The organism is Staphylococcus coagulans (assembly GCF_022557135.1).
GTDB classification, from domain to species: domain Bacteria; phylum Bacillota; class Bacilli; order Staphylococcales; family Staphylococcaceae; genus Staphylococcus; species Staphylococcus coagulans.
In genome coordinates, this window is the sequence record NZ_CP092966.1 from 336556 (window position 1) to 349413 (window position 12858).

A 12858-nucleotide genomic window follows, 5' to 3' on the forward strand; every position below is an offset into this window, starting at 1 on the left:
ATGAAATGTTTTATCCCGGCTTGGTATAGCGATGAGAATTGGTGGCAAAGCCATGCCAAACCCATCTTTTTTAAAAAATCTAAAACAGAATTTGATGATTTAATCAGTCTGATGGGCATGCATCTTAAAAATGAGCAGCCATTTGTACTTGTGCTATTAAATTATAGTCCTGATTTACGTACGTTTTTACATCGACATGACTTGTTTGATGCACATTATTGGTCATTATTTGATGAGATTCAAGGTTTTAAACATCAAACGCCGCAATCTGTGGACTATCGACAGCTCAATTGGCCTGAAGAGACAGAATTTATATATATGCCATTTTATATTCGTGCAATCACTTCGGAGTTTCAGTATTCAAATATCTATTTTAGTCAAGAGGGCTATCTCATTTGGATTGAGACATATGAAAACGATGTGAAACGCCGACGTTATATTTTTGATGATCGCGGTTTTCTATCTAGTGTGATGATTTATGATGATAAAGGACAAGTTGATCATCAACTTTATATGACATTTGATGGTGACTGGGTGATGAAAGAAGATGGTGCTACTGGAAAAGTTGAAATTCATCACAAATATCAACCTCTTTTTAATCAAATCACTTATGCACATATGACAGACATTATTCATGAATGGTTCCAACGGTATATAGACCGTGCGGACACACCTATTGAAGCGGCGATTGTTGCATCGGATATACGCCATAATCATTTGGTTGCGGCACACATTCCATGTGAACAGCTCTGTTTTTCCATATTTCAAGGCAGAAAAAGTGCAGAGCCTGAAAATGAGTTTGCTTCAATTAAAAAAGGACGTTATTGGCTTGTAGATACTATTGATAATGAGGGACGTCTTTCGCATTATCAAAAGCAATTTCAAAGTGACAATCAAATGATGCGTATTACGCCTTTTGATGTTCAAGTTCACGCAAATATCAGTAGTCAGCTTCATGAAATGAAGATAGGTGTATGGATAGACGGGATTGATCCGTTACTATTCGAACGCACAATGGCGCAATTGAAAGTGGAAATGCAACAGCATCCTCAAGTCCGTGTGGAATTGTTGAGTAAAACACATGATGTGATACCCTCATGGATTAATGAAACGATGCAGCATATCAATCGTGAATTGAGTGGAAATAATTCAACACCTGAAATGATTCGCGATATTGTAGGCGATGAAGCAATCGAATATGTTGTGTTGAAAAAAGTGCCTTTTGAAAATCAACTTGTTGAAGCAATTGCGACGATGCGACTCATTATTGATCTAAGTGACGAGCCAGATTTGTTTCTACAAATTTGTTCAATTGGGGCAGGTTTACCACAGATTAATCTTAACCCCACAGACTATGTACAACATGGTGTGAATGGCTATCTCCTTCACCATATTGATGATTTGGCGATTGCGACAGATTACTTCTTAAATCATTTAAAAAATTGGAACCGTGCTTTTGCTTATTCGATGAAGTTAGCCAAACATTATGCATCTCATCAAATCGTCAAACAATTAGCGCATTGGATAGTGGGTGATGAAAATGGCGCGTAAATATAAAGTCTTACAAATAGGCGGTAATGATTTGTCATCACACTTTTTAACGAAAGAGGAAGTTGTTTTTCAATTTTTAACAACCCGTGCGTTAGAAGATAAAGTGACATACGATGAATATTTGAATGATAAAGCATATGACCTTATTTTTGTACAAACTGCTTATTCGCAACCTTTAATGAAGGCTTTACAAAATATCACTGCACCGTACAACACTTATATTGATCAACAATTTTGGGGCTCAAAATTTAAATCAGAGCCACTGGTTCGTGAACGGATGATTCGTCCATTTCAATATAAGACTTCGGAAGAATGCATTCATAAATTGTTAGCCTTATCGTTCTCAGGACAGTATGGGGATAAAATTGCGCCTCACACTTGTATCGTCAATTCAAAGTTTAAAGGTAACGCATACTATGATGGAAGTCATGCGATTGTGCTCACTGGAGATTTTGGGGAAGACTTTAAGCCTATTTTATCGTGGCAAAATTATTTAGTTTATGATCGTGAGAAAGTGATTCAAATATGGCCTGAGTATACTGTCACAGGCCGTGTTGAAGTTTTATTTACGCTTCGATTATTGGATTTTGGGACAGCTGGAAAATTTAGTCGAGAATTTGTCTTAAAAGGTGAAGAACTAAAACGTCCTTTAGAGATACCAGTGGCAGATGAGAATGCGTATATTCTTATTACTGCAAAGGCGAAAGGAAGCGGAACTTTACGGGTAGGTGCGATACACAAAAGATGGTCTCGAATGGAAATGGGACAATGTATTTTAGGTGGAGAACGTTATGTCGATGAAAATCGAGAAGAGTTTCTTCATTATTTTGATCCCGGTGATTTGAAGCCACCCCTCAATGTCTATTTCAGTGGTTATCGGACTGCCGAAGGGTTTGAAGGATTTTATATGATGCGTAAATTTAAAACGCCATTCCTGCTTATCGCTGATCCGAGAGTAGAAGGAGGCGCATTTTATTTAGGTTCAAAGTCTTTTGAATCCAATATTATTAAAGTGATTCAAGATAAGTTGAAATTTCTTGGTTTTAAAGATGATGATTTAATCTTATCTGGGCTTTCTATGGGGTCATTTGGCGCTTTATATTATGGTGCACAGTTAAAACCAGCAGCAATCGTTGTTGGAAAGCCGCTGGTGAATATTGGGACTATCGCTGAATGTATGCGTTTAAAACGACCTGAAGAATTTGGAACTGCGATTGACGTATTGATGAAGAATGAAAAAGCAATGGATGCGGATGCAATTCAAAGGCTCAACCGGAGATTTTGGAATGTTTTAGAGCAGTCGAGTATTAAAGAGACCACCGTTGCTGTCTCGTATATGGAAGATGATGACTATGACATCGAAGCATTCAATATGCTGTTGCCGCTTTTATCCCGTCAGCATATCCGTGTGATGAGCCGCAGTATACCGGGGCGACATAATGATGATTCTGCAACGATTACAAACTGGTTTGTTAATTTTTACAATATGATTCTTGAGAGTCGATTTGGGAGAGTGACACATGAAAGAAAAGGATAGTTTTAATATTCGATGGACACAAATCACGTCCAATACATTTATGTATGGGACACAATTTCGATTTCATGCGTCAGAGACAGTCTTTCAAAATGAATTAATGCCGTCTGGAATCGTCATTCACCAATGGGAAATGATGACAAATTTTCAGAAAGATAAAACGATACCCACGTTGCCAATTTTAAAGAAAGATCAGACTTATCATTTCAAATTTGATTATGATGTGGAGCCTTCACATTGCATTTATTTTAAAATCATTTTTAAACATCGAGATAACACGGTCTGTGATGTTCAAATTATTCGTGGACATGAAGCGGAAGTACGAATGCCACAACAGGCATTTAATTATGAACTTCAAATGATTAATGCTGCTTCAAAAGTTGTGAAATTTCGTCAAATTTGTATTAAAGAAGGAGAAGATGCGCAACTGGATAATCAACTATACATCAGTGATATCCAAAATAAAGTGTCACATCTCCCTATAGTGAATATCGTATTTGTCGAAAAAAATGGAGTCAGCAACAGTGCGCTTCGCCAGTTCCCAAACTGCATCACAGTGCACAATTGGGACGTAGCATCTATGGCGCAAGTGGTATCAAATTTGACGGCACGGATCAATGCGTTAGGAAAGCAATGTTCACTTCATTTCATAGGTTATCATTCACGTTCCAATGTAATCGCGTGTGTCATGGCATCGCATATGAAAGGCACAGCATTTGTGACACAACGACCAAATCATGATGAAGTCGAAATGAATACTGATGTCGCGCATGTTGTCGTTTATCAAACGGAGGACCATTTAGATACTGGAGCATTTCAGTTAGTCGAACCGCTATTGAATCCAAGTCGACATCTTGCCATGTTACAAACTGCCAAGGTGTGTGGAGGTGAGCAATGATGCCAAATCGCATTCATGAAACAATTAACCAAGTCCGTTTAAAAAAGCTTAAAAAAATATTGAACCGGATTAATCGTTATCAAGAAGCATATCGTGCTTTACCTGATGAGGCACTTCAACAAAAAACAATGGAATTTAAAAAGAAATTAGAGCAAGGGTTAACATTGGATGCCCTCTTGCCAGAAGCCTATGCAGTTGTGAGAGAAGCAAGCTGGCGCGTATTAGGAATGTTTCCTAAAGATGTCCAAGTTTTGGGTGCGATTGTTTTGCATGAAGGTAATATCGCAGAAATGCAAACGGGAGAAGGTAAGACGCTTACAGCAACGTTACCTTTGTACTTGAATGCATTGTCTGGAAAAGGGGCTTACCTTATTACGACCAATGATTATTTGGCTAAGCGCGATTTTCTAGAGATGCAACCATTATTTGAATGGTTAGGGATCACTATCGCTTTAGGCTTTGTTGAAGATCCAGACCATCAATATGAAAAGGGCGAAAAGCAAGCGATTTATAATCATGACATTATCTATACGACAGGTGGACGGCTTGGCTTTGATTATTTAATTGATAATTTAGCAGATAGTAAAGAAGGTAAATTCCTACCCAAACTGAATTACGGCATTATCGATGAAGTGGATTCTATTATTTTAGATTCTGCACAAACACCACTCGTCATTTCTGGTGCGCCTCGTCTTCAATCGAACTTGTTTAAGGTGGTCAAAACGTTTGTAGAAACGCTTGTGGAAAAGCAACATTTCGAAATGAAGAAAACAAAAAAAGAAATTTGGTTGACAGATCAAGGTATTGATGCGGCGAATGCATACTTTGGTATTGAAAATATTTTTGATGCCCCTTATTTCGATTTAGTGCGCAATATTAACTTGGCTTTAAGAGCGCGACATTTGTTTGAAAATAACTTTGACTACTTTGTTTTTCAAGGTGACATCGTATTAATAGATCGCATTACTGGACGCATGATGCCAGGTACAAAACTTCAATCAGGCTTACATCAATCGTTAGAGGCGAAAGAAAATGTTGAAATCACGATGGATAGAAGTGTGATGGCGACCATTACTTTTCAAAATTTATTTAAGCAATTTAATGTTTTTTCAGGGATGTCCGCAACAAGCAAACTCGGTGAAAAAGAGTTTTTGGATTTATATACGAAAGTGGTCGTCCAAATTCCAACTGACAAGCCGATTCAGAGACAAGACTTTCCAGACCGCGTTTTTAGAAATGCCGAAGATAAAAATATCGCCATTATCGAACGGGTTCAAGCGCTTTATCAAGAACAACGTCCTGTCCTTGTGATTACACGTACTGCAGAAATGGCAGAATATTTCTCAAGTGCATTTTTTGACCTAGATATACCGAACAATTTGTTGATTGCACAAAATGTTGCGAAAGAAGCACAAATGATTGCAGAAGCGGGGCAGTTAAAAGCAGTCACCGTAGCAACCAGTATGGCTGGTCGTGGGACAGACATTAAATTGGCTGAAGGTGTGAAAGCGTTAGGGGGCTTAGCGGTCATAATAAGTGAGCATATGGAAAATAGTCGTGTAGATCGTCAGTTAAGAGGCCGCTCAGGTAGACAAGGGGATCCTGGGACGTCTCAAATTTACATTTCCATTGATGATTATTTGGTTAAGCGATGGGGAGATACAAAGTCTTTAAACATGGACAAACTGATGGAAATGGGTACCGATACGCTTCAAAATAGCCTTGTTTTTCAACGACGCATTAAAAAAATTGTGCAACGTGCCCAAAGGGTGTCAGAAGAACAAGGGACACAAACACGAGAGACGTCCAATGAATTTGAAAAAAGTATTAGCGCGCAACGTGAATTGATTTATGAAGAGCGGAATCACATTTTGAATATGACCAAAATAGAGCATCAGCAACTTGAAAGCATTGCGCATGAAGTGTTTACCACACTTGTTAAAAAAGCGACCGTGTCTGAAAGGATGCTCATTGATTATATTTATAAAAATTTAAGCTTTCAGTTTACAAGTGAAATATCAGCACTGAATTTAAATAACCCGAATGAGGTCATTCAATATTTAATGCAATTATTTCAAGAGCAATTGCAATATCAACAAGCGAAATTAAATACGTATTTGTACACACAATTTGTACAAAAGGCGATTTTAAAAGCAGTGGATAGTAATTGGATTAAACAGGTGGATCATTTACAAAAATTAAAATCAAGTGTGAATGCACGTCAAAACGGGAAACGTAATCCTATTTTTGAGTATCATCGTGTCGCGCTCGAATCATTTGAGTTGATGAGAGAAGCAATCCAAAAAGACATCGTGAAATACCTTTGTCAAAGTATTACAAGTTTTGATGAGAAGGGACGATTAATCGTGCATTTTCCGAATTAGAAGAGGTGATTTCAAATTGACAATTTATAACATTAATTTTGGTATTGGGTGGGCGAGTAGCGGTGTCGAGTATGCACAAATGTATCGTGCCAAATTGCTACGAGAACTAAAAATGCCTTTAAAATTTGTGTTTTTAGAATTTATGAGTTCTGAAAATATACAAACCCTTACAGAAAATATAGGTTTTAAAGATGAGGAAGTAATCTGGCTTTATCAGTATTTTACAGATATTAAAATCGCACCGACTTCTTATACTTTAGAAGATATTAAAGCAAGCATGCATGCCGATGTGGTGAAAGAAGAGCAAGAAGGTAAGGTCAGATGGCTGACGTTGGGACAAGGGGATAGCTATGTCACTTGTTATTTAAAAAATGAACATGAGGATATTGTTGATTTTGCTGAATTTGTTATTAATGGCAAGCTCGTACGCAAAGATTATTATAGTTATGTGCGAACTTTCTCAGAATATTATGCGCCTTATGACAATAAAGCGAAACTTTTTATGCGTCAATTTTACAATGAAGATGGTTCAGTAGCTTATACAGAATATATTGATGGTGGCACACATATTTATGCGATGAAAGATGCAAAACTTTATACTAAAGAAGCGTTTGTAGCCTATTTCTTCCAAAAATTAAATTTAACAGCTGACGATATTGTGATTTTTGATCGCGCGACTGAAGTAGGTCAAGCTATGATGCAAAATAGTGGCGACAGTAAGTTAGGGGTTGTTGTACACGCGGAACATTTCAGTGAAAATGCGACGGACGAGCATCATATTTTGTGGAACAACTATTATGAATATCAATTTACAAACCATAAAGAGGTTGATTTTTATATTACTGCAACAGAACGTCAAAAAGATATTTTGGCTCAGCAATTTAAGAAATATTTAAATGCAACGCCTAAAATTTTCACAATCCCAGTAGGCTGCTTAGATCAACTGCGGAAGCCAAACAAAAAGCGTAAACCTTATTCAATGATCACAGCGTCAAGATTAGCTAGTGAGAAACATATTGATTGGCTCGTGCGTGCAGCGGTCATTGCTAAAAAAGAAGTACCGAAACTCACATTTGATATCTATGGTGAAGGTGGCGAAAGAGTGCAGATTCAAGATTTAATTCAAAGTCATCAAGCAGAAGATTATATTCGCTTGTTAGGTCACGTTAAATTAGACGATGTTTATGCAGATTATAAGCTCTTTGCGGCAGCTTCTACGAGTGAAGGATTTGGTTTAACGTTGATGGAAGCGGTTGGCTCTGGTTTAGGAATGATCGGTTTTGATGTGAATTACGGCAATCCTACGTTTATTCGAGATGGAAAAAATGGATATCTTATTCCGATTGATATCAAAGAAGAAGGCAATGAGGCGATTATTCAGCGTCTTGCGGATGCGATGGTGCAATACTTTAATCATGGACCTAAAAAGCCACACGATACCTCTTATCGAATTGCACGTCCTTACTTATTAGAAAATATTCAACAAAATTGGAAAGATTTAGTAGAAGAGGTGCAACATGGTTAATTTGTTCGAACATTTTGATAGTGAAACAAAAGCATTATATGATTCTTTAAGTTTAGCTGATGAACAAGCGCCAACAATTGTGCTGGAAGATGATGGTTTTTTGCCTGAAGGAATGATAACACCGTACCAATTTTTCGCGAACTATCGTGCACCTAAAAATGGACGTCCGCTTTATTTCAATGAAATTCCTGTCCCTAGATTTTGGGAAATAGAAGGGAATAATGAAGAAGCATGGGTTAAAGATATGAGTCAAAAACGTGCGATGATTCAATATAGGCCGGGTGAAAAACGCCGTCATGTGAGTCATGTTGAATGGTTGAATCAGCAAGGAAAGTTACAGTACGTGGATCATTATACGCAACACGGTGTGCTTTTTGCACAAACGGTTTATGATTTAAATAGAAACATAATTTTTAGACGCTATTTTGATCAAGACGGTAAAGATGTAATTTATTACAATTTCTTAGCGCAATCTGTCGTATTAAATTGGAAAGGTGAGCAGTACCACTTTGAAAGTCATATCGCATTTTTAACCTTTTTCTTAGAAGCATTGGAGATTGACTTAAATCACTTTGTGGTGAACTCATTAGGAACGCCTTTCTCAGTGCTGTATTATCTTAATCATAGAGGGCAAGATGTCCTCTATTGGCAAGAACATTGTAAAGGAAATGTCCCAGGTAATATGGAGTTAATTTTTAATAACGATACAGGCCAAAGAGATTTCCAAATTGTAGTGACACATAAAGAGGAATATGAAGCAATTACTGAAGCGGTTAATGAAGATGCATGTTCAGTTATTCATGAGGGTGGTTATTTGTATCAATATGAAAAGACGAACACATATCAACCCCAAATTCTCACAATGACAAACACCGATCAAATTCATCATATCGCTTCAATCATAGAGGCCTGTCCATTTGCGACATTCCATATTGGTGCGGTCACTGAGATGTCGTCGGTACTCACTCAACTTGAGCGTTATAAAAATGTTCGATTATATCAAGCGATTGAATTAAGTACAGTCGAGAAGTTATATCAAAAGTGCGACATTTATTTGGATATTAATGAAGGTGGCGAAATTATCGATGCAGTTCGTAAAGCCTTCAATTACGATATGCTGATTTTAGGCTATGCAGCTATTGCACATAATCGCACGTATACGGCACCTCAAAACTTATTCTCAAAAGAGGATGAAGCAGCAGAATTAAAACAAGCATTGCGCGATGTGCATTTGAAAAAGCGTTACTTTAAAGTACGCCAAAATTATCAAAAAACACATGCTAACGAAATCACAGTTAAACAATTTAAAACAATCCATCAATTGGCATACGGGCAAAAGTAATTGCTTAGGCGTATGCAATAAACAAACGGAGTCAGACTTTATGCGATTGATTCGCATAGCTTGTCCTGACTCCGTTTTATTTTTGTGTTTTCGGCTTTCTCCAATGTGATTAATGTGCTTTATTCACGTACCATTTCAAAGATACCAGCAGCACCCATGCCGACACCAATACACATCGTCACCATGCCGTAACGTGTGTCTGGTCGTTTTTTCATTTCAGAGAGTAAACGTGCGGTAAGCATCGCACCCGTTGCACCGAGTGGATGGCCTAATGCAATGGCACCACCATTAACATTCGTTTTATCAGCACTGAGTCCTGTTTCTCGCATAGAAGCTAAAGTTTGGGCTGCAAAGGCTTCATTCAATTCAACTAAATCAATATCATCAATCGTTAAGTTGGCAGATTTTAACACTTCAGGAATGGCGTAAACAGGGCCGATACCCATAAGTTTTGGATCTACGCCGACTGCTTTAAAACTAACAAATCGGGCGATAGGTTTGACATTGAGCGCTTTTACTTTTTCCCCAGACATGACGACGACAAAGCCTGTTCCATCAGAAAGCGGTGCAGAAGTTGCGGCTGTGACTGTTCCGTCTGATTTAAATACGGTTGGTAGTTGATGCAACGTTTCAACGTTCGTATCAGGGCGTATAAATTCATCTTGATCAAACGTTTCTACATGTACCTGTGGACCATCAGCATGATATTCAACCTTGTGAATATCGATAGGTATAATTTCATCTTCAAATTTACCCTCTCGTTGCGCACGTGCAGCACGTTGATGACTTTGTACGGCATAGGCATCTTGGTCTTCTCGAGAAACTTTATATGTTTGTGCAACATTCTCGGCTGTAAGTCCCATAGGAGTTGAAACACCTACATTTTGATCCTCTAAGATGGGGTTGTTTGTCGGTTCATTGCCCCCCATAGGTACAGCACTCATCAGTTCTACGCCACCAGCGACAATAATATCCCCTTGTCCGGCTATAATCTGATTGGCTGCGAGCGCAATTGTTTGTAATCCAGATGAGCAATACCGATTGACGGTTTGACCAGGCACGGACTCCGGTAGACCTGCTCTTAATGCAATTGTTCTGGCGATGTTTTGACCTTGTAAACCTTCTGGAAAAGCATTTCCGACAATGACATCATCTACCATATCAAAGCGAAATTGGCCGCTAACCCGTTTTAAGACGCCTGATAAAACTTGAGCTGCTACTTCATCAGGTCTTTCGTGAAACATAGCACCGTTTTTTGATTTTGCTGCTGCCGACCGTCCGTATGCGACAATATAGGCTTCACGCATATTCATCATCCTTTCTCAACAAACTTAGTTTCTTAAAGGCTTCCCATTTTTTAACATATAACTGATACGGTCATATGTGGGTTCTGATTTTAAAAGTGCAATAAAATGTTGTTTTTCCAGTTTTTGCATATAGCGTTGATTGATATAAGTGTTGCGCGGTAAGTTTCCGCCCGACAGTACTGTTGCAATGCGTACCGCGATATCATAGTCATGATCGCTAATGAAATGGCCCTCACGTTGTGCGTCAAGTTGACCTTTAGCTAAGGCGAGAAAATCTTGACCTAACGCAATGTATTGACGCTTAGGTTCAGGTCTGTAATGTGCATGAGCCTCGAATTGTGCCCGTTTTAAAGCGACTTCTACACGTCGATCTTGATTGAAAATAATGCTGTCTGTCGGTTTTAAAAAGCCATAACGGCGTGCTTCAAAGGCATTGGTAGAAACTTTAGCAAGACCAATTGTTTGTAACAGTTGTAACATAGATGCTTGTTTATCATTAAACAGGTGGTCAGTTTGGAAAATACGTCCAGCCAATTCAGCAAGGCCTCCGCCACTTGGTAATAAACCTACGCCTGCCTCCACTAAGCCGATATATGTTTCACTGCTCGCGACGACAAATGGAGAATGAAGCACCAGTTCACAGCCACCGCCTAATGCTCGGCCTTGAACCGCAGTCACAATAGGTTTCGTACTATATTTTAAGCGATTGAAACTTGAATGAAGCTTTTCGATTGCAGGTGCGACCCATTCTTCTACTTTTTGAGCTTCATGTGCTTCTTTCATCGCATAGAGATTAGCGCCTACACTAAAGTGGGGTCCTTCTGCGTAGATCACCATACTTGAGTAGGCTTCGTTTTCTAATACGTCAATTGCTTCGACCAAATCATCATTAAAGTCATCAGTGATAACGTTATTTTTACTTTGCAGTTTAAATAAAAGTTGACGTCTGTTAACAATTGCTAATTGTGAATCCTCACGATTCCAAATGACTTCATCAATTATTTCTGAAACAGGTGTCACATGTGCAATTGTTTCGCCCTCTTGGTAGAAACCTTCTTCATGTGCTTCAATCCACTCTGGCAAGTCACCCAGTTCAGATTGTAGCCGTGCTTTCACACGCTCAAAGCCCATTAAATCCCAAAGCTGAAATGGGCCGAGTTTCCAGTTGAATCCCCATACAATAGCGCGATCGATATCACGGAAATCACTAGTGGCGTAAGGGACATTAATCGCAGCATAATAGAAATTGTTACGCAACGTTTCCCATAAAAACAGTCCAGCAGGGTCTTTCGCATTGAAGATGACATCTAAATTGTGTGCTAAATCTTTGTTGAATTCTGACAATATTGGGAGTTGAGGCGCTTCAACTTGAATATAATCTTGTTGTTTTGGATCATAGACAAGTCTTTGATGCTGCTTTTTATCTTTCTTATAAAAGCCTTGCTTCGTTTTTCGACCGAGTGCACCCGCTTCATAGAGTTGATTGACTAAAGTGACATCTTTGAAGTAGGGTTTTTCTTTTTCTGATTGTTGCATTCCTTGCGTTACGGAAACGGCAATGTCTAGACCAACTAAGTCAGACAATGCATAAGTCCCTGTTTTTGGACGACCGATAATCTGTCCAGTGAGTGCATCAACTTCAGGAATAGATAAATTTTGTTGTTCTGCGCGATACATAATATCATTCATCGTTTGTGTGCCGACACGGTTTGCGACAAATCCGGGTACATCATTCACGACAATGACGCCTTTACCTAAGACATCTTCAGTGAAAGTATGCATCTCATCAATAATCTCTCTACGTGTTTGTTGATTTGGTATTAATTCGACCAATTTCATAATACGAGGTGGGTTGAAAAAATGTAACCCCATAAAACGCGCTTTGTCTGCGTCATTAAAAACTTTAGCAATAGCCTCAATCGGTATTCCTGATGTGTTCGTTGCAAAGTAAGCATGAGCTGGTGCAGACTGTGCGACACTTTTCCATATTTCGTGTTTGACGCTTAAGTCTTCTTTAACAGCTTCTAAATACAAGTCAGCATCATCATTTTCTAAGTCATCGTTAAAGTTGCCATAAGAAAGATTTGAAGCAAAATCTAAATCGAATAACAACGGTTTCTTAGGGTGTGTGATTCGTTCGTATGCAGCTCTAGAAATTTGATTGGGATCGGATTTGTCTAATACGATATCTAATAATTTAACTTTTAATCCTGCATTGACTAATACTGCGGCTAATTGTGCGCCCATTGTACCAGCACCAAGAATTGTAACTTTTCTGATCGTCATCATCATTCCTCCATTTCTAAGCAATTTCAAA

8 protein-coding genes are annotated in these 12858 nt (G+C 38.5%); 6 read left to right on the forward strand and 2 right to left on the reverse strand.

From position 1 onward, the window contains the following. Genes asp1 through gtfB form a run of 6 tightly spaced genes read left to right on the forward strand, consistent with a single transcriptional unit; the run spans position 1 to position 9234 of the window. Positions 1-1551, forward strand: a complete 1551-nt coding sequence (gene asp1, locus KM149_RS01455) for an accessory Sec system protein Asp1 (protein ID WP_214971152.1) — start codon at positions 1-3, stop codon at positions 1549-1551. Next, entirely contained in the window at positions 1541-3088 is a 1548-nt protein-coding gene (asp2, locus tag KM149_RS01460; protein ID WP_214971150.1) for an accessory Sec system protein Asp2, read from the forward strand. Before asp1 ends, asp2 begins: the two co-directional genes overlap by 11 nt. Next, complete coding sequence (asp3, locus tag KM149_RS01465; RefSeq protein WP_214971148.1) at positions 3072-3983, forward strand: accessory Sec system protein Asp3; 912 nt, start codon at positions 3072-3074, stop codon at positions 3981-3983. Before asp2 ends, asp3 begins: the two co-directional genes overlap by 17 nt. Next, positions 3983-6367: an accessory Sec system translocase SecA2 gene (gene secA2 / locus KM149_RS01470; protein ID WP_241415483.1), complete on the forward strand. Its 2385-nt coding sequence runs from the start codon at positions 3983-3985 to the stop codon at positions 6365-6367. The genes asp3 and secA2 overlap by 1 nt, the downstream gene beginning before the upstream one ends. A gap of 16 nt (positions 6368-6383) precedes the next feature. After that, positions 6384-7892, forward strand: coding sequence for an accessory Sec system glycosyltransferase GtfA (gene gtfA / locus KM149_RS01475; RefSeq protein WP_214971145.1), 1509 nt, complete (start codon positions 6384-6386; stop codon positions 7890-7892). Beyond that, entirely contained in the window at positions 7885-9234 is a 1350-nt protein-coding gene (gtfB, locus tag KM149_RS01480) for an accessory Sec system glycosylation chaperone GtfB (RefSeq protein ID WP_214971143.1), read from the forward strand. Before gtfA ends, gtfB begins: the two co-directional genes overlap by 8 nt. A gap of 119 nt (positions 9235-9353) precedes the next feature. On the opposite strand, the gene KM149_RS01485 is transcribed toward gtfB, so the two are convergent. Then, entirely contained in the window at positions 9354-10541 is a 1188-nt protein-coding gene (locus KM149_RS01485; RefSeq protein WP_165546054.1) for a thiolase family protein, read from the reverse strand. Positions 10542-10565: 24 nt separating this feature from the next. Next, positions 10566-12827, reverse strand: a complete 2262-nt coding sequence (fadB, locus tag KM149_RS01490) for a 3-hydroxyacyl-CoA dehydrogenase/crotonase FadB (protein WP_214971140.1) — start codon at positions 12825-12827, stop codon at positions 10566-10568. Positions 12828-12858: the final 31 nt, after the last annotated feature.

Excerpts from the sequence above, each read along its gene's own strand:
- secA2 (WP_241415483.1), top strand. The coding sequence starts at position 3,983 with ATGCCAAATCGCATTCATGAAACAATTAACCAAGTCCGTTTAAAAAAG.
- KM149_RS01485 (WP_165546054.1), bottom strand. The coding sequence starts at position 10,541 with ATGCGTGAAGCCTATATTGTCGCATACGGACGGTCGGCAGCAGCAAAA.
- asp3 (WP_214971148.1), top strand. The coding sequence starts at position 3,072 with ATGAAAGAAAAGGATAGTTTTAATATTCGATGGACACAAATCACGTCC.
- asp1 (WP_214971152.1), top strand. The coding sequence starts at position 1 with ATGAAATGTTTTATCCCGGCTTGGTATAGCGATGAGAATTGGTGGCAA.
- fadB (WP_214971140.1), bottom strand. The coding sequence starts at position 12,827 with ATGACGATCAGAAAAGTTACAATTCTTGGTGCTGGTACAATGGGCGCA.
- asp2 (WP_214971150.1), top strand. The coding sequence starts at position 1,541 with ATGGCGCGTAAATATAAAGTCTTACAAATAGGCGGTAATGATTTGTCA.
- gtfB (WP_214971143.1), top strand. The coding sequence starts at position 7,885 with ATGGTTAATTTGTTCGAACATTTTGATAGTGAAACAAAAGCATTATAT.